The sequence below is a fragment of the Burkholderia sp. HI2761 genome (genome assembly GCF_002223355.1).
GTDB lineage: Bacteria > Pseudomonadota > Gammaproteobacteria > Burkholderiales > Burkholderiaceae > Burkholderia.
Genome location: NZ_NKFN01000007.1, coordinates 470,502 through 487,681, shown reverse-complemented (window position 1 = coordinate 487,681; position 17,180 = coordinate 470,502). Strand labels below are relative to the sequence as shown.

General features: G+C 65.8%; 16 protein-coding genes. 12 read left to right on the top strand and 4 right to left on the bottom strand.

All coding sequences use genetic code 11. The annotated features are described in order from the left end of the window. Nucleotides 1-44 precede the first annotated feature (44 nt). Both CFB46_RS19750 and CFB46_RS19745 read left to right on the top strand, forming a co-directional pair. Nucleotides 45-992: a YVTN family beta-propeller repeat protein gene (locus CFB46_RS19750; RefSeq protein WP_089500945.1), complete on the top strand. Its 948-nt coding sequence runs from the start codon at nt 45-47 to the stop codon at nt 990-992. Between the two features lies 1 nt (nt 993). Then, nucleotides 994-1,956, top strand: coding sequence for an amidohydrolase family protein (locus CFB46_RS19745; protein WP_089502262.1), 963 nt, complete (start codon nt 994-996; stop codon nt 1,954-1,956). A 52-nt stretch (nt 1,957-2,008) separates the two neighbouring features. On the opposite strand, the gene CFB46_RS36480 is transcribed toward CFB46_RS19745, so the two are convergent. From CFB46_RS36480 to CFB46_RS19735, 3 genes are all read right to left on the bottom strand, one after another. After that, nucleotides 2,009-2,455: a hypothetical protein gene (locus CFB46_RS36480; RefSeq protein ID WP_227789586.1), complete on the bottom strand. Its 447-nt coding sequence runs from the start codon at nt 2,453-2,455 to the stop codon at nt 2,009-2,011. A gap of 14 nt (nt 2,456-2,469) precedes the next feature. After that, entirely contained in the window at nt 2,470-3,789 is a 1,320-nt protein-coding gene (locus CFB46_RS36475) for a S8 family peptidase (RefSeq protein ID WP_227789587.1), read from the bottom strand. 434 nt (nt 3,790-4,223) lie between these two features. Further along, nucleotides 4,224-5,372, bottom strand: a complete 1,149-nt coding sequence (locus CFB46_RS19735) for an AAA family ATPase (RefSeq protein WP_089500944.1) — start codon at nt 5,370-5,372, stop codon at nt 4,224-4,226. Nucleotides 5,373-5,760: 388 nt separating this feature from the next. Here CFB46_RS19735 and CFB46_RS19730 point away from each other — a divergent pair, with 388 nt between their 5' ends. From CFB46_RS19730 to CFB46_RS19685, 10 genes are all read left to right on the top strand, one after another. Continuing rightward, nucleotides 5,761-7,026 (top strand): ABC transporter substrate-binding protein, encoded by a 1,266-nt coding sequence (locus CFB46_RS19730; protein ID WP_152777610.1) that lies wholly within the window; start codon nt 5,761-5,763, stop codon nt 7,024-7,026. Continuing rightward, nucleotides 7,010-7,969: a carbohydrate ABC transporter permease gene (locus CFB46_RS19725; RefSeq protein WP_227789588.1), complete on the top strand. Its 960-nt coding sequence runs from the start codon at nt 7,010-7,012 to the stop codon at nt 7,967-7,969. The genes CFB46_RS19730 and CFB46_RS19725 overlap by 17 nt, the downstream gene beginning before the upstream one ends. Next, nucleotides 7,957-8,799, top strand: a complete 843-nt coding sequence (locus CFB46_RS19720; RefSeq protein ID WP_089500942.1) for a carbohydrate ABC transporter permease — start codon at nt 7,957-7,959, stop codon at nt 8,797-8,799. Before CFB46_RS19725 ends, CFB46_RS19720 begins: the two co-directional genes overlap by 13 nt. Before the next feature lie 10 nt (nt 8,800-8,809). Then, nucleotides 8,810-9,844: an NAD(P)-dependent alcohol dehydrogenase gene (locus CFB46_RS19715; RefSeq protein WP_089500941.1), complete on the top strand. Its 1,035-nt coding sequence runs from the start codon at nt 8,810-8,812 to the stop codon at nt 9,842-9,844. A 3-nt stretch (nt 9,845-9,847) separates the two neighbouring features. Then, complete coding sequence (locus CFB46_RS19710) at nt 9,848-11,041, top strand: ABC transporter ATP-binding protein (RefSeq protein WP_089500940.1); 1,194 nt, start codon at nt 9,848-9,850, stop codon at nt 11,039-11,041. 29 nt (nt 11,042-11,070) lie between these two features. Further along, on the top strand, nt 11,071-12,006 hold the full coding sequence (locus CFB46_RS19705; RefSeq protein WP_089500939.1) for an AraC family transcriptional regulator: 936 nt from the start codon (nt 11,071-11,073) through the stop codon (nt 12,004-12,006). Then, entirely contained in the window at nt 12,003-13,469 is a 1,467-nt protein-coding gene (gene xylB / locus CFB46_RS19700) for a xylulokinase (protein WP_089500938.1), read from the top strand. The genes CFB46_RS19705 and xylB overlap by 4 nt, the downstream gene beginning before the upstream one ends. 82 nt (nt 13,470-13,551) lie before the next feature. Further along, nucleotides 13,552-14,634 (top strand): MerR family transcriptional regulator, encoded by a 1,083-nt coding sequence (locus tag CFB46_RS19695; protein WP_089500937.1) that lies wholly within the window; start codon nt 13,552-13,554, stop codon nt 14,632-14,634. Nucleotides 14,635-14,872: 238 nt separating this feature from the next. After that, nucleotides 14,873-15,826: a hypothetical protein gene (locus CFB46_RS19690; RefSeq protein ID WP_089500936.1), complete on the top strand. Its 954-nt coding sequence runs from the start codon at nt 14,873-14,875 to the stop codon at nt 15,824-15,826. A 42-nt stretch (nt 15,827-15,868) separates the two neighbouring features. Then, the gene (locus tag CFB46_RS19685) at nt 15,869-16,306 is read left to right on the top strand and encodes a GNAT family N-acetyltransferase (protein WP_089500935.1); all 438 of its coding nucleotides are present in this window, start codon (nt 15,869-15,871) and stop codon (nt 16,304-16,306) included. 25 nt (nt 16,307-16,331) lie between these two features. Here CFB46_RS19685 and CFB46_RS19680 read toward each other — a convergent pair whose 3' ends face one another. Further along, nucleotides 16,332-17,162, bottom strand: coding sequence for a peptidylprolyl isomerase (locus CFB46_RS19680; RefSeq protein WP_089500934.1), 831 nt, complete (start codon nt 17,160-17,162; stop codon nt 16,332-16,334). Nucleotides 17,163-17,180: the final 18 nt, after the last annotated feature.

Genomic DNA, 17,180 nt, shown 5'->3' with positions numbered 1-17,180 from the left:
CATCTCGACTCGCGGCCACGCGAACGAAACACCGGAGACACACCATGAACGACATCCTGCTGCTGGTGCAGAAATGCGCCCACACTTTCAGTTTCTACGACCTCGATACGAAAGCGCCGCTCAAGCACATCGTGTTGCCGAACTTCCCGCACGAATTCACCGTCGACGTGACCGAGCGCCATGCGTATGTCGGCATTTTCGGGATCGAGACCGCATGGTCGCGCGGCCATGAAGGCGATCACCGCATCGCTGAGATCGATCTCGTCGAGCGCGCGCACACGCGCATGCTCGACCTGTGGCCGTACTACCGGCCGCACGGAATGGCGAGCGACCGTGACGGCCGGCTGTACGCGATGAGCGAGGCGCACGACATGCTGCTCGTGTTCGACGAGCCGACCCGGCAGCCGGTACCGAACATGGCCGTGCCGTCCGGCGGCGTGAAGACGCACCTCGTGACGCTCACGCGCGACGCGAGCCCCGCGTACGGCGTGCATCTGCTGTCGAACACGGTCACGCAATTCCATCCGCGCGACGCGACGGTCGCGCCCCGCGCGGTCATGCCCGGACCGCGCCCCGAAGGCAATGCGCTGTCGAGCGATGAGCGCACGCTGTTCGTCGCGAACCGCGGCGACGACACGCTGGTCGAGATCGACACCGAGACGATGGCTTGCGGCCGCCGCGTGAAGACGCGCAGCGACCCGAACCGCATCTACCGCACCACCGCGCCGGATGGCCGGGATTTGCTGCTGCTGACCAACTCCGGCGAGCAGTCGATCTCGGTATTCGACGCGCGGCAGCTCGAAGAGATCGAACGCGTCGCGCTGCCCGCCAACCCGACCGCGCTGTCGTTCCATCCGTCGCGGCGCGTCGCGTACGTGTCGTTCCAGGACGATTACGTGCGCGAACTCGATCTCGACGCGTGGCGTTTCGTCGGTGCGCTGGCGACGCTGCGCGAACCGGATGCGTCGTACGTGCTCGCCGGCGCCCGCTGACATGCGCGACGACGCGCCGCCGCCCGACGGCCTGCCCGATGCGCTCGTCGACGCGCATCATCATCTGTGGCGACTCGATGCGGGTGCGCACTATCCGTGGCTGCAGGAGCAGTACGACCCGGCGCGCTTCATGTTCGGCGACTACGCGGCGCTGTGCCGCGATTTCGGTGTGGACGACTATCGCCACGCGGCGCAAGATGCGCCGATCGTCGCCAGCGTGCACGTCGAAGCGGAACGAGCGTGCGACGAAGCGCTCGCGGAAACGCGCTGGCTGCACGAGGTCGCGGCCGCGCACGGGTTGCCGTCGGCGGTCGTCGCATGGGTCGACCTGCTGGCCGATGACGCAGACGAAAGGCTCGCCGAACAGGCCGCGTGGCCGCGCGTGCGCGGCGTGCGGTTCAAGCCGCGCACCGCGGCGGCGCCGGATGCGTCCATCGAAGGGCCGGGCACGCTGCATGATCCGCGCTGGCCGGCCGCGCTCGAACGCGTCGCCGCGCACGGCCTGAGCTGGGATCTGCGCGTGCCGTTCTGGCATCTCGGCGACGCGGCCGCGATGCTGGCCGATGCGCCTGCGGTAGACGTCGTGCTCGAACACGCGGGGCTGCCGTGGGATCGCTCGGACGCAGGGCTCGCACGCTGGCGGCATGGAATGGAAGCGCTCGCCGCGTTGCCGCGCGTGAGCGTGAAAATCTCCGAACTCGGCCTGCGCGATGCGATGTGGAACGACGCGGACAACGCGCGGATCATCCGCGACACGATCGCGATCTTCGGCTGGCAGCGCTGCCTGTTCGCCAGCAATTTCCCCGTGGCCGGGTTGCGCGTGTCGTATCCCGCGCTGCTGCGCACGTTCGCCTTTGCGATGACGCATCTCGACGGCGCCGCGCGCCGCGCAATCTGGCACGACAACGCGCTGCGGGTGTACCGGATCGCGCTCGACACGCCGCAGTGGCCGGCGCGCGGGTAACACCGCTTTCCCTGCCAATCCCTTCAATTGCCAAAGAACCGACTACACGCCATTAGCTACGAAGCGGCAGAGTTACCTGCGGCTCGAGCGCCTGCAGAACTGCATGTGCATTCAAAATGTCTTGATAAAGGTCTGCATGTTTCGGCGCCTTCACTGTCACAACGAGGGCGTATCTAATCCGCTCTGCACCTGGAGCCACGCCACCAGCATCACGTGCGTTGTAGTGCACATCAAAGACCGACTCCTTCAGGCTGGCCCCACGGAAAGTATGTTCCGCATGCAGGACCGTTTCCCATTTATGAAGATCTGCGCGTAGTTCCGCTTCCGTACGCCACTCGCTAGCCGGGAAAAAACTCTGCGAAGTCGCATGCTGCGCTCCCGGCTTACGCTTACCGACGTGCGGACGGAAGGTGATTCCCAACCCTGCCTTCGTATAAGCACTGGCATCCTGAGGATCAACAGGACTGGCGTAGCAAAACGTAGCGCTAAGGGTCACCATCCCTTCCAACGGCGTCAGGGGCGGGGTACTGGAGCACGCAAAAACTTTCCTGGGCGCAATTCCCCTTGGTAAATAATGCGTGCAACGCCATCACCACAGGTGATCAACGTATTCAGATCGATGGGCACCATTCCCCACCCCACTGCGTCAACTCGCTCTCCCGCTTGAGTTTCACACCCATGGATCATCAAAGCCTTGATGGTCAATGGAGCGACCGCGCTTCCAAGAATCGCGCTAATGCCAACAGCGGTGCGCAATGCAAAGGGGGCAGCGAAACTTGTCCCAAGAGTCGCGACCAAGTCGCGCCGGTTACCCGGCGCAACGACGTGAAAGTACTCGTGCGGTGATCCCCCGAATGCAACCAAATCCGGCTTTCTCCGCCCTGGGCTGCGGCCTGGACCTACAGCGCTGTAGCTGGATTTTCTCCAATCACTGGTGGTTCGATTAACTGCACCTACCGACAAGGCATTGACACTGTCAGCAGGTACCTGGATCCGATTCAAACCAGCCTCGGCGTCGTTTTCCCCGTTATTGCCGATTGCTACGCTCATCAATGTCTCACCATCGCTGAGAATGTCGTCAATAACTGCGGTCCAGGCGTGAACGTCACTATCCTCAACGCAGAGATCAGGACCAAGACTGAGATTCACAAACTGGTAAGACCGCGAAAGCAGTACAGTCTCAACATGGCCAAGCGTGCGGTACAACTCGTACGGATCTTCTTCATCAGATTTGGCGTCGAGAACCCGATGGTGATCAACCGCCGCATAGGGACGATGTGCTTGCCCACCGGGCTCAATTGGGCCGAACAAGAGCGCTGAGGTCACTCCGAGTCCGTGCGCTAAATACGGCTCTACATCTTCCGCACCTTCATCCGAGAGGAAGTAACGCCGCACGTAGTCGCCGAGAACATGAACATTGGGTAGGCCACCATCCAGAACCGCCACTCTTGGTTCTCTGGACAGAGGCTCGCCGGAGGGAAGGTCAAACGACACGGCAACCGGAGTACTCCGCGTTAGTGGTCTCGCAGCGCGTAGTCGAGGCATCTCACGAATAACTCGCATGAGCGTGAAGAGTGCGAGCTGCTCCAAGTATTCTTGCTGCCCTTCGACTGGCAGAAACAATAGCTGGCCGGCTTGAAAGTCGAACGCAGGATTAACGACAAAACCACATGTCCGCGCGTACTTGGCAAACAGAGCACGTAATCGGGCGGGATCTTCATCGGATGGGACATGCAGGCCGACTTCAAAAACTTGCTTCCCAGCAGTCGAACCGAGGCGGATGCGATCTACTGGGTTCATCGGAGCGATGCTCTCGATCTGAGCAAACTCCATCCCCTCGCGAGTCTCGGGCTCAAGCTGTTGAGCATACGCACCAAGGTTTCGAAGAGCTGACCGCGTCCCGGCAACGAAAAGCTGCGTGGTATCAGCCTCGGGTGGGGCTTTCGTGGAAGCCTTCTTTCTCGGCCGCACGCGCTGAGTACGGCTACCCAGATGCTGGAGGCCCGTCGCTTGAAGTAGATGCCTCGGAAAATAAGACTTTGCGATGTATGCAGGATGGAGCGTGACCAAGGCTACTGCCACTTCATCAGGGCAAGCAGCGACGGGCAATTTCGCGAACGCTTCGTTCGTAGCGTCAATCTGCGGCAAAAGCGCCCGCTTAGCCTCTTCCAACGTGTACGGATGAACCTTATCGCCTGGATTCTTCTTTGGGGCGTCAATAGGATACGTCAGTAGTTCGCCTTTACCGATCAGATATCTTGCAACCATTACTTCAGCCCCCGTCCTTGCCGTCTCGATGGTCCGGCATGCTTACGAATCGTGTCTCGAGCCACACCGGTCAGTTTACTGATCTCTTGATACGAGTGTTGACCGTCCTTGGCCATTTGGATGGCCAATTGCAGCCGCTGTGTTCTGGGCTGGGCCTCAATATTGGTGCCAACAATTTGTGCCACAAGGACTTCGATCGGCGCGTGGAGCAATGCATGCCCACGCCGAAGTGACGTGACAGCACGCTCAACATCCGACAGTGATTTTCCTTGCAGGCCAGATGCCAAGGTATCTACCCATGGAGCAAGCGCCTCGATGTCCTGACCAAGGAAGCGGCGTACCGCTGCGGCAGTCGCTGTCGCGTCCGGGGCCGAGAACTCCAAAACTGCGTCGAACCGTCGCCACAAAGCGGGGTCTACCAGCTCGGGATGATTCGTCGCGGCCAGCAGCAACCCTGTATCCGGCCACTGATCTACCTCCTGGAGGATCACAGTGACAAGGCGCTTCAACTCGCCAATGTCGGATTCGTCACTACGCCTCTTTGCAATCGCGTCAATTTCGTCCAGAAGAAGAATCGCGGAATTCGCCTTCGCATAGTCGAGCGCCGCCCTCAGGTTGTTTCCGGTTTTCCCCAATAGGCTGCTCATCACTGCCGTCAAATCCAGCACCCATAGGGGCTTACCCAACTGACTAGCTATCCACCGTGCAGAGAGTGTTTTACCTAGGCCTGGCTTGCCAACGAGGATGGCCGAGCGCGTCGGTGCAATTCCTCGCGCGAGCAATTTCTCGCGCTCCTGCCGCTCCAGAACAACGGCCTCGATCTGACGCTTGAGCGAGTCCGAAAGCAATGGGGCCTCAAGCCCCGCCCGATCATCGAACTCCTTTATCAACGCAAGACGGGAATCCCTGTCGATTGGCAGCGGGGCATCAAGTGGCGACGCGTCCCGGCGCAACACTGAACTGCCGGAGCTACGCGTTTGCGTCGCCTTCAGGCTCTGATCGAGTACCGCTGCCAAATCAGGGTTGCGCTGCCGGTACTTCCGCACCAGTCGGGCCAATAGCAACCGCACATCCTCGTAGGACTGTGCCGCGGCAAGCCTCGCCAAAGTAGCGAAATCCCTTTCAATATCGTCAATTTCGTCGCTCATACCACACTTATCCGATTTTCACAGCAAAATTCAGGAGATTCTCGCAATCTTCCAACTGACGAAGTTTATGACGAAAGCGAAGAACACGGAAGAAAAAACCTAAATTTGTTACCCGCCAAGTCCTGGAAGATTGGGGTACTGTATGTATATACAGCATAACGCGAGAACCAGGAAGTCGGCCGAAGAACCTAATCTGGTGTGCTGTACACGGGGATTTGGTCCCACAGCGCCCACCACATTTTGTGCACCGCACGACCAACCGTGAGCAAAAAGTATCGGTTCCCCAACTCTTTTGATGTGGTGATGGCGTCGCCCGCGTCACACCATTGTTCCTGCCGTCATCGGCGGCATTCGAACAAGCAGAATCAAGGAGACACGGGTGAACAAGATGCGAATCGTCGCAGCCGGCGTGCTGCTCGGCGCCTGTCTGCCGGGCGTCGCGGCCGCGCAAACCTGCAAGGTGCCGACCCTTCGGGTGCTCGCGCAGAAGAGCCTCGGCCTGTCGGTGATGGAGAAATCGCTGGCCGACTACGAGAAGAAGAGCGGCACGAAGGTCGAGATCAGCTATTTCGGCGAAAACGACCGCCGCGCGAAATCGCGGCTCGACGCGTCGACCGGCGCGGGCTCTTACCAGATCTACTACGTCGACGAGGCGAACGTCGCCGAATTCGCGTCAGCCAACTGGATCGTGCCGCTCCTCAAGTACTACCCGAAGGAATACGACTACGACGACTTCCTGCCCGGCCGCCGTGCGGTCGCGAGCTACAACGGTGTCGCGTACTTCGCGCCGCTGATCGGCGGCGGCGACTTCCTGTTCTACCGCCGCGACCTGCTCGACGCCGCGCACATCCCGGTGCCGAAGACGCTCGACCAGCTCGTCGCCGCGATCAAGAAGCTCAATGCGCCGCCGAAGCTGTACGGCTGGGTCGCGCGCGGCCAGCGCGGCTCGGGGATGAACGTGTGGCGCTGGTCGCCGTTCATGCTCGGCATGGGCGGCGCATGGACCGACAAGGGTGGCCAGCCCGCGTTCAATTCGCCGGGCGCGGTGAAGGCCACGCAGCTGTACAGCGACCTGTTCAAGTACGCGCCGCCCGGCTCGACGACCTACGACTGGAGCAACGCGCTCGAAGCGTTCCGCTCCGGCAAGGTCGCGTTCATGATCGAATCGACGCCGTTCGCGGACTGGATGGAGGACACGAGCAAGTCGAGCGTGGCCGGCAAGGTCGGCTACACGCGGCCGCCCGCGCCGCTGCCGTCGGCCGCGTACGGCCACGGCTTCGCGATCTCGGCGGTCGGCGCGAAGGACGACTGCACGCGGATGGCCGCCGGCCGCTTCATCGCATGGGCAACCAGCAAGGATCAGGAACAGGCGCGGCTGCGCAACGGCGTGTTCAGCGACTACAACCGCTCGAGCACGATCGCCAGCCCGTACTTCAAGCAGCACGTCGCGCCGCAGATCCAGGCCGGGCTGAACGACACCAACCCCGTCACGCAGGTGACGATCTGGCGCACGCCGCAGTGGCCGGATATCGGCGACAACCTCGGCATCGCGCTCGAACAGGTGTTCACCGGCACGCAGACGGATATCCGCGGCACGCTCGACGACGCGGACCAGTACGCGAAGGACGCGCTCGAACATGGCGCTCGCAAATGACGGCGCCGGCGGACGCACGCTCGGCGTCCGCCCGGCCCCTTCCCCGCCTTCGGCCCGGCGCGGCCGCGCGCGCCGCGACCGCACGAGCCTGCCGTGGGTGTTCCTCGCGCCGACGCTCGCGCTGCTCGCGGTCCTGAGCCTCGTCCCGACGATCGCCGCGATCAACCTCGCGTTGCGCAACCGCGTGCTGCGCTACCCGGACAGCGAATACGTCGGCCTGCGCAACTTCGTCCGGCTTGCGTCGGACCGGCGCTTCCTGAACGCGATCGAGGTGTCGGTGCTGTGGGAAGTCGTCACGGTCGCCGGCGCGGTGCTGGTCGGCATCGCGCTCGCGGTGTTCCTGTTCGAGCGCGTGCACGGTCGCTGGCGCCGCTTCGCGTCGCTGCTGCTGATCATGCCGGTGCTGCTGCCGCGCGTGTCGGCCGCGTTCATCTGGAAGTTCATGTACGCACCGCTCACCGGGATCCTGAGCTGGCTGCTCGGCACGCTCGGCGTCGAGCACACCGCGTTCCTCGCCGATCCGCATCTCGCGCTGTACGCGGTCGCGCTCGTCGACGTGTGGCAGTGGGGCCTCTTCTTCGCGGTCGTGATCCTGAAGCTGCTGGAGACGCTGCCGCCCGAGCCGCTCGAAGCCGCGCGGCTCGACTACGCGACGACGTGGCAGGTGCACGCGTACATCGCGCTGCCGATGCTGAAGGCGCCGCTCGTGAGCCTCGTGTTCATCAAGATGGTCGAGTCGCTGCGCTCGTTCGACCTGATCTACGTGATGACCAAGGGCGGCCCCGGCATCGCGACCGAAACGCTCGATCTCTACGCGTACCAGCAAGGCATCGGCCTCGCCGGCAAGGTGTCGTATGCGTCGGGCATGGCCGTGCTGATGATGGTCGCGACCACGCTCGTCTTCACGCTCATCTGGAAGAGGGTCAACAAATGGGACGACTGATGGCTCGCCGAATGGCCCTCCGCGGGCGTGCCGCCACCGTGTCCACCGTCGCGATCGCCGGCGCGATCCTGGTCGTCGCCGCGTTCCCGCTGTTCTGGGCCGTGCTCAATTCGCTCAAGCACCTGCTCGACATCGTCACGCCGACGCCGCGCTTTTTCTTCACGCCGACGCTCGCGAACTACGAACAGGTGCTGTCGAGCCCCGAAGTCCTGATCGGGCTCGGCAACAGCATCGCGATCGTCGGCGCGGCCGTGCTGATCGGCGCGGTGCTCGGCGTGCCGGCCGCGTATGCGATCGCGCGCTACCCGGTGCGCGGCAAGCGCGACATCCAGTTCTTCCTGCTGTCGCTGCGCTTCCTGCCGCCCGTCGCGGTCGCGCTGCCGCTGATCGCGATCTGGGTCGATCTCGGGCTGTACGACACCAAGTTGTCGATGATCGTCACGTACCTGCTCGTCACGCTGTCGACCATCACGTGGCTGTCGATTCCCGTATTTCGCCGGCTGCCGCGCGAGATCGAGGAAGCCGCCGCGCTCGACGGCTACGGCCCGTACGCGGTGTTCTGGCATATCGCGATGCCGGTGTGCGCGAGCACGCTGCTCGGCGGCATCGTGTTCAGCTTCGTGCTGGTGTGGAACGAACTGATGATCGCGCTCGCGCTCACGTCGTCGCGCAGCGCGACGCTGCCGGTGGTCGCGTCCGCGTTCACCTCGCTCGGCCAGGAAGTGCCGTGGGGCGTGATCAATGCGTCGACGGTGCTGCTCGCGCTGCCGCCGCTCGTATTCGTCGGCATGCTGAGCCGGCTGCTCAATTCGATGGTCAAGGGAAAATAAGGAGAACACGTTGAAAGCCCTCGTACTCGAACGCACGCGCGAGCTCGCGCTGCGCGACATCGACCTGCCGCAAGCGGTCGGCCCCGGCGACGTCCGGATCAAAGTCCATACGGTCGGCGTCTGCGGCAGCGACGTGCATTACTACGTTCACGGCGGCATCGGCCCGTTCCGCGTCGATGCGCCGATGGTGCTCGGTCACGAAGCGTCCGGCACCGTCGTCGAGACCGGGGCCGGCGTCACGCACCTGCGCGTCGGCGACCGCGTGTGCATGGAGCCCGGCGTGCCACGCCTCGATTCGCCCGCGACGCTGCGCGGGCTCTACAACCTCGATCCCGACGTGCGCTTCTGGGCGACGCCGCCGATCCACGGCTGCCTGACGCCGTTCGTCGTGCATCCGGCCGCGTTCACGTACCGGCTGCCCGACAACGTGTCGTTCGCCGAAGGCGCGATCGTCGAGCCGCTGTCGATCGGCCTGCAGGCCGCGAAGAAGGCGGCGATGAAACCGGGCGACCTCGCGGTCGTGATCGGCGCCGGCACGATCGGGGCGATGACGGCCCTCGCCGCACTGGCCGGCGGCGCCGCGCGCGTGATCCTCGCCGACGTCGTGCCGGACAAGCTCGCGCTGTTCGCCGCCAATCGAGCCGTCACGACCGTCGACGTGCGCACGCAGCCGCTGGCCGACGCGGTGGCCGACGCATCCGGCGGCTGGGGCGCGGACGTCGTGTTCGAGGCAAGCGGCAGCGCGAACGCGTATGCGGGCCTCGTCGACCTGATGTGCCCGGGCGGCTGCGCGGTGCTGATCGGGATGCCGGTCGCGCCGGTGCCGCTCGACGTGGTCGCGCTGCAGGCAAAGGAAGGCCGCATCGAATCGGTGTTCCGCTACGCGAACATCTTCCCGCGCGCGCTCGCGCTGATCGCGTCCGGTGCGATCGACGTGAAACCGTTCATCTCGCGCACGTTCCCGTTCTCCGAAAGCGTGCGCGCGTTCGAGGAAGCGGCGAGCGGGCAGCCGCGCGACGTCAAGATTCAGATCGAAATGGATTGAGCGATGGCCCAGATCACCTGCAAGGCTTTGTCGAAGCACTACGACGGCGGCCCCGCCGTGCTGCATCCGCTCGACCTCGAGATCGCCGACGGCGAATTCATCGTGCTGCTCGGCCCGTCCGGCTGCGGCAAGTCGACGATGCTGCGGATGATCGCGGGCCTCGAGGCGATCACCGGCGGCGAGCTCGTGATCGGCGACGCAGTCGTCAACGACCTGCCATCGCGCGAGCGCAACGTCGCGATGGTGTTCCAGAACTACGCGCTGTATCCGCACATGACGGTGTACGACAACATCGCGTTCGGTCTGCGGCGCCTGAAGGTGCCGGCCGACGAGATCGACCGCCGCGTGCGCGACGTCGCGCGCATCCTGAGCCTCGACGCGCTGCTCGACCGCCGTCCGCGCGCGATGTCGGGCGGCCAGCAGCAGCGTGCGGCGATCGCGCGCGCAATGATCAAGACGCCGGCCGTGTTCCTGTTCGACGAGCCGTTGTCGAATCTCGACGCGAAGCTGCGCACGCAGTTGCGCGGCGACATCAAGCGGCTGCACCGGCAATTGAAGACGACCACGCTGTACGTCACGCACGACCAGCTCGAAGCGATGACGCTCGCCGACCGCGTCGTGCTGATGCGCGGCGGCCACATCGAGCAGATCGGCACGCCGGCCGAGCTGTACGGCCAGCCGCATACCGTGTTCGCGGCCGGGTTCGTCGGCACGCCCGCGATGAACTTCGCGGACGGCACGATCGAGCGCGTCGGCACGAACGTGCTGCTCGACTGCAACGGCGCGCGCTGGCCGCTCGCGTCTTCACGCTTCGCGCGGCTGCAGGACGGCCAGCAGGTGAAGGCCGCGATTCGCCCGAACCACCTGCGGCTCGTCCCCGAAGGCGATCCGACCCCGGGCGCGCTCACACTGACCGGCACGGTCGAACTCGTCGAGCTGCTCGGCGCCGAGGCCCTCGTCACGCTGGACTGGCGCGGCCAGCCGTGCGCAGCACTCGTGCCGGCCCCGATGGCACCGGCGCCGGGCGCCGTGGTAGCGTTGCGCTTCGACGAAGAAGCCCTGCATCTGTTCGACGCCGGCACCGAGCGCAACGTCACGCTGCCGGATGCGAACCCGATCGCGCACGCGGCGGCGCCGGCGGCCGCGACGCGCGCCACGCCGCCTGCCGCGACGGGCTGGTCGATGTCCCGTTCGTAGCACGCCGGCATGCCCCGACGGAGCACACGATGAACCCGGATCTCGAGATCGTTCCCACCCATCGCGACGAATCGTTTCGCGCGTGGGTCCACGACTATCCGCATTCGGTCGCGAAGTGGCACTTCCATCCCGAGTACGAGATTCATCTGATCCAGGCGTCGCGCGGCAAGGTGTTCGTCGGCGACCACATCGGCGATTTCGGCCCGGGCAACCTGATCGTCACCGGGCCGAACCTGCCGCACAACTGGGTCAGCGAGCTCGCCGGCGGCGAACGCGTGCCGTCGCGCGACGTCGTGCTGCAGTTCTCGCGCGATGCGATCGAGAAGATGGTCGGTGCGTTCAGCGAATTGCAGCCGGTGATCGACCTGATCGACGACGCGGCGCGCGGCGTGCAGTTTCCCGATCGCGTGGGCATCGAGGTCGCGCCGCTGATGCTCGAACTCGCGAACGCGCACGGCTGCCGGCGCGTCGAGATCCTGATGTCGCTGTTCGACCGGCTGTCGTCGTGCCGCGAGCGGCGCGTGCTCGCGGGCCCCGGCTACCGCAGCGACGCGCAGCACTACATGTCGTCGACCATCAACCAGGTGCTGTCGTACCTGCAGCAGAACCTGCCCGGCATGCTGCGCGAAGCCGACGTCGCCGCGTTCGCCGGCATGAGCGTCAGCACCTTCACGCGGTTTTTCCGGCGTCACACCGGCTCGTCGTTCGTGCGCTACCTGAACCGGCTGCGCATCAACGAGGCCTGCGAGCTGCTGATGTTTTCCGACCTGACGGTGACCGACATCTGCTACCGGGTTGGCTTCAACAACCTGTCGAACTTCAACCGTCAGTTTCTCGCGATGAAGCAGGTGCCGCCGTCGAAGTTCCGCGCGCTGCACCGGCTCAACGAACCGCACGGCCGCGACGACGCGCCGCCCCCGCGACGCGCGCCGCCGCGCGCCCCAGACAGGACGCTTCATACGTGACATATCTCGGCATCGATCTCGGCACGTCCGAGGTCAAGGTTCTCCTCACCGATTCCCGATCGGTCCCGCTTGCGACCGGCTCGGCCACGCTGTCGATCAGCCGGCCGCATCCGCACTGGTCCGAACAAAGCCCGCAGGCGTGGTGGCACGCGATGCTCGACGCGATCGCGTCGGTGCGCGCCGCGCACCCGGCCGGCTTCGCCGCGCTGCGCGGCATCGCGTTGTCCGGCCAGATGCACGGCGCGACGCTGATCGATCGCGCGGACCAGGTGCTGCGCCCCGCGATCCTGTGGAACGACACGCGCGCCGGCACCGAATGTGTCCAGCTCGAAGCGCTGGTGCCGGAATCGCGCGCGATCACCGGCAACATGGCGATGCCCGGCTTCACCGCGCCGAAGCTGCTGTGGCTCGCGAAATACGAGCCGGCCGTGTTTCGCGCGGTGCACAAGGTGCTGCTGCCGAAGGACTACCTGATCTGGCGCCTGTCCGGCGAATTCGTGTCCGACCTGTCCGACGCGTCGGGCACGCTGTGGCTCGACTGTGCGCGCCGCGACTGGTCCGACAGGATGCTCGCCGCGACCGAGCTGTCGCGCGCGCAGATGCCACGGCTCGTCGAAGGCAACGCGGCCGCCGCGCAGTTGCGCGACGCGCTGCGGCGCGAATGGGGCATCGCCGGGCCCGTGACGATCGCCGGCGGCGCCGGCGACAACGCGGCGTCCGCGATCGGCATGGGCGTCACGGGCGCCGGCAGCGGCTTCCTGTCGCTCGGCACGTCGGGCGTGCTGTTCGCCGGCAACGATCGCTTCGCGCCGAACCCGGACGCCGCCGTGCACGCGTTCTGTCACTGCGTCGAAGGGCGCTGGCACCAGATGAGCGTGATCCTGTCGGCGGCCGCGAGCCTCGACTGGCTCGCGCGCGCGCAGGGCACGACCGCCGGCGCGCTGGCGGCGCGCGCCGAACGCGCCGATCCGGCCCGCGCGCCGCTGTTCCTGCCGTATCTCGGCGGCGAGCGCACGCCGCACAACGACGCGCATGCGCGCGGCGTGTTCTTCGGGCTGTCGAACGAACACGACGCCGACGATCTCGCGTATGCGGTGATGGAGGGCGTCGCGTTCGCGATGGCCGACGGCTACGACGCGCTGCGCGCGGCCGGCACGGCGCTCGACGCGGTGTCGTTCATCGGCGGCGGCTCGAAGAGCGCGTTCTGGGCGCGGCTGTGCGCAAATGCGACCGGGCTCGCGATGCAGCGGCATGCGGACGGCGCGGTCGGCGCAGCACTCGGTGCCGCGCGGCTTGCGCGCCTCGCGGCGACGGGCGACACCCTGGCGGAAGTCTGTGTCGCGCCACCCGTCACGGAGACGGTCGCGCCCGATGCCGCGTCGGTCGATCTGCTGGCGGGGCGGCTCGCGCGCTATCGACGGTTGTATCGCGCGCTGCGGGACGAGTTCGCGGCCGCCGACTGAGCGCCAGCGCGATCGCGCTTGACCCGGCCCTTGGGATCGCCTTTATGCTGACCGCAACGAATCGACGGCAAAGAGGTGACGGATGGGTACGGACACACCCCGTTTGAACGCATCGACCGCCGCCGCGCGGCTCGGCGTCTCGATCAAGGCGCTGCGGCTGTACGAGCGGCACGGCCTCGTCACGCCGGCGCGCACGCCGGCCGGGTACCGCGCGTATGGCCCGGAAGACCTCGCGCGTGCCGCCGACATCGCGGCGCTGCGCAAGCTCGGCCTCGGTCTCGCGCAGGTGGCGAGCGTGCTCGACGGCGACGCGCGCGGTCTCGATGCCGCGCTGGCCGCTCACGAAGCCGCGCTCGATCACGGAATTCAGGCGCTCGTGAGCAAGCTCGACGGCGTGCGTGCGATGCGCGCCGGCCTCGCGCGCGGCCGGATGCCGGCCGACGGCGAACTGACGCGGCTGGTCGACCCTGGCAGCACGGGCGTCGCGTTCGACCTGCCGTGGCCGTGGGGCGGGGAACGGTTCGAGTGTCGCGATATCCGGCCGTTGAACTACATCATCGGTTCGCTGGGGAGCGGCAAGACGCGGCTCGCGCTTCGGCTGGCCGACGCACTGCCCGGCGCCGTGTTCGTGGGCCTCGATCGGCTGGACGACGATCGTGCGGCGGCATCCGCTGCATTGCGTGCCGATCCGGCACTGAAGTCGCGCGTCGACCGCACGTCGGCGCTGCTCGCCGGCAAGGGCGCGACACCGTCGGCGGCGCTGACCGCCCTGCTCGTCAGCCTCGAAGCGGAAGGCCCGCGCGTGCGGATCGTCGACATGATCGAGCAGGGCCTCGACCGCGCCACGCAGTTGGCATTGATCGCGCATCTGCGCGAATGTGCGGCCGCCGGCATGCGGCCGCTGTTCCTGCTGACGCGCTCGACGGCGATCCTCGATCTGGCAGCGGTCGGCCCCGACGAAACCATCCTGTTGTGCCCGGCCAATCACAGCCCGCCCGCGCGCGTGGCGCCTTGCCCGGGCGCGCCGGGGTATGAAGCGGTGGCCACATGCCTCGCGGCGCCGGAGGTCCGGGAGCGAATTGCGCGGCGGCCGGAAGCGCGCGCCGTCATGCTTCGTGCGGAGCGGGAAATGAACCTGTCGCGACCTGTCCGTCGGAGAACATGATGGCACGCGACAAACGGGTAGAAATCGACCTCGACGTCGCCGGAACCTGACATGGATTCGCATCCGGATCGACGCGATCAGACAAGTTCGTTGCCTGCCGGGCGCTACCGGGACACGTCGGCAAGTCGTCTTGTCCGGATGGCCAAAATCGCGCGCAGACGGTCATTCACGTGCAACATGAAGGACATCCGAAAGCGTTCGTTTCGGGTATCGTCCACCTCTTCTGCCAGCACGCCACATGACCGCAAATGGAATCAGTACCGGCCCGGCCGATATCGGCCCCTGCGACGCGATGAGCCGATTTCGCGTCACGTACGACGGGCCCGCGCTCGAATCGTCCGAGATGGACGTACGCGAACTCGCGCCCGCGCTGCTCGCCTTCGGCGATTTGCTCGACGCGTCCACGCGCGCGTTGTGCGGCGATCAGGTTCGGCCGCAAGTGAATGTGCGCGGCAGCTTCAAGACCGGCAGCTTCGGCATCGACTTCACGCTCGCGACCTCGCTGCTCGGCCGCATGCGCGACATGCGGAGCGGCAACGAAGGCGCGGCGCTCGCCAATGCGGTCACGATCCTGACCGCGCTCGGCATCGCCGCGCCCAGAGCAAAGAACGGGCTTTTCGCGGTCCTCAAATGGCTGCGCGGGCGCGAGATCACGCACGTGAGGATGCAGGACCACACCGCGGTGCTGCACGTCGACGGCGACGCACTCGAAATCGACCTGCCCGTGCTCACGCTGCTGCGCGACGTCCGCGTTCGCCATGCAACCGCGCAAGTGCTTGCGCCGCTCGCGCGCGAAGGCATCGAGATTTTCGCGGCCGGCACCGATACCGAGGTGTACGAGACGGTCGCCCGCAACGAGATCGCATGGTTTCACGCGCCGGAGCCAACCGATGCGCTCCTGCTCGACGAGCATCGCAAGATGGCGTTCTCGATCGTGTCGCTCGCGTTCAAGGACGACAACAAGTGGCGCCTGTACGACGGCACGTCGACGATTCACGCGACGATCACCGATGCCGGCTTCCTGTCGCGCGTGAACAACAGCCAGATCAGTTTCAGCAAGGGGGACGTGCTGTTGTGCAATGTCCGTATGCAGCAGTGGCAAACTTCGGACGGCGCAAAAACCGAGTACGAGGTCACGAATGTCCTCGAACATCGCCCGGCCGGCCTGCAGATTCCGTTGCCGGGCCTGTGATCCACGTCGAAGCCTCGCGCCCGACGCAACCGCTCACCACTCATGAAACCCGCGATCCATCTGCGTGCTGCGTCTCAGGAAGATCTCCCGTTCCTGCTGACGCTCCGTCAGCTCACGATGACCGAGCACCTGCAGCGCGTCGGCGCGCCGACCGACGATGAAGCGCACGACCGGCGTATCCGCGCGAACTTCGACGACGCGATGATCGTCTGCGAAGGCGCCGACGCCATCGGCCTGCTGAAGGCGACGCGCGCCGTCGGCGAATGGCACGTCCATCAGATCCAGATCCTCCCCGCGCGCCAGGGGCAGGGAATCGGCGAAGCCGTGCTGCGCGCACTGCTGACCGACGCGGCGCGCGAGCACGTACCGGTATCGCTCAGCGTGCTGCACGGCAACCCCGCGCGGCGGCTCTACGAGCGACTCGGCTTTCGCGTCGTGTCGGACACCGACACGAGCGCGAACATGATCTGGCACGCGTGACGCCCGGCGATTGGTCGCCGTCGCGTTACTGCGTGATCTTCGCGTCCTTCAGCAGATTGCCGATCATCTGCGCACTCGCCTTCTCGGCCGCGATCGCCTGCAACTGCTGCTGAAGCGTCGGCTTCACGGTTTCGAAAGCCGGCACCTGCGTCGGCCGCTTCGCATCCAGCTTCACGATCGCCCGCACGCCATCGACCGGAATCGAATCCTTCGTCACCGCGCCGACCGTCAGTTTCTCGAGTGCCTGCGCGACGGGCAGCGGCAACCCGGCCGTCTTGCCTTCCGCCGCCGGCGTGTTGAAGCTCACCCACGGCAGCTCGCCGCCGGTATCGCGGCTCGGCGCCACGCTGTACTGGCGCGCGAGCCCGTCGAACGACTTGCCCGCTTTCAGCTCGCTCAGCACGGTCGCCGCCGCGACCGGATCCTTGACGACGATCACGCGCGGTTTGTATTCGTTCTTGCCGAGCGCGGCGACGAGTTCGTCGTAGCGCGCCTTGACCTGCTCGTCGGTCACCGGCTCCGGCTTCACGTTGTCGCGCAGATACAGTTGCACCTCGGCCGTCACCTTCGCCTGCTGCATCGCCGCCTTGACCTCGGGCTTGTCCGCGTAGTTCGCCTTCTCGGCCGCCTGCTGAACCAGCACGCGCGTGATCAACTGATTCTTGATCGCCTGGCGGATCTGCGGCGAATCGGGCTGCCCGGACGCGCGCAGCAACGTATCGACGTCGGTCTGCGTGATCGGCGTGCCGTTGACGGTCGCGACGGTCGCGGCCGTCTGTGCGTGGACGGGGCCGCTCAGCGCGCCGGCCAGCGCGACGATCGTCAACAGGCGGTTCGGTGTCGTTTTCATTTTCATCGGGTTGTCACTTCGAGC

What these genes read in the sequence shown, in the direction of transcription:
- CFB46_RS19745 (WP_089502262.1), top strand. Translation starts at nt 994, where the DNA reads ATGCGCGACGACGCGCCGCCGCCCGACGGCCTGCCCGATGCGCTCGTC.
- CFB46_RS19750 (WP_089500945.1), top strand. Translation starts at nt 45, where the DNA reads ATGAACGACATCCTGCTGCTGGTGCAGAAATGCGCCCACACTTTCAGT.
- CFB46_RS19735 (WP_089500944.1), bottom strand. Translation starts at nt 5,372, where the DNA reads ATGAGCGACGAAATTGACGATATTGAAAGGGATTTCGCTACTTTGGCG.
- CFB46_RS19725 (WP_227789588.1), top strand. Translation starts at nt 7,010, where the DNA reads ATGGCGCTCGCAAATGACGGCGCCGGCGGACGCACGCTCGGCGTCCGC.
- CFB46_RS19695 (WP_089500937.1), top strand. Translation starts at nt 13,552, where the DNA reads ATGGGTACGGACACACCCCGTTTGAACGCATCGACCGCCGCCGCGCGG.
- CFB46_RS19705 (WP_089500939.1), top strand. Translation starts at nt 11,071, where the DNA reads ATGAACCCGGATCTCGAGATCGTTCCCACCCATCGCGACGAATCGTTT.
- CFB46_RS19730 (WP_152777610.1), top strand. Translation starts at nt 5,761, where the DNA reads ATGCGAATCGTCGCAGCCGGCGTGCTGCTCGGCGCCTGTCTGCCGGGC.
- CFB46_RS19710 (WP_089500940.1), top strand. Translation starts at nt 9,848, where the DNA reads ATGGCCCAGATCACCTGCAAGGCTTTGTCGAAGCACTACGACGGCGGC.
- CFB46_RS19680 (WP_089500934.1), bottom strand. Translation starts at nt 17,162, where the DNA reads ATGAAAATGAAAACGACACCGAACCGCCTGTTGACGATCGTCGCGCTG.
- CFB46_RS19685 (WP_089500935.1), top strand. Translation starts at nt 15,869, where the DNA reads ATGAAACCCGCGATCCATCTGCGTGCTGCGTCTCAGGAAGATCTCCCG.
- CFB46_RS19690 (WP_089500936.1), top strand. Translation starts at nt 14,873, where the DNA reads ATGACCGCAAATGGAATCAGTACCGGCCCGGCCGATATCGGCCCCTGC.
- CFB46_RS19720 (WP_089500942.1), top strand. Translation starts at nt 7,957, where the DNA reads ATGGGACGACTGATGGCTCGCCGAATGGCCCTCCGCGGGCGTGCCGCC.
- CFB46_RS36480 (WP_227789586.1), bottom strand. Translation starts at nt 2,455, where the DNA reads ATGGTGACCCTTAGCGCTACGTTTTGCTACGCCAGTCCTGTTGATCCT.
- CFB46_RS36475 (WP_227789587.1), bottom strand. Translation starts at nt 3,789, where the DNA reads ATGGAGTTTGCTCAGATCGAGAGCATCGCTCCGATGAACCCAGTAGAT.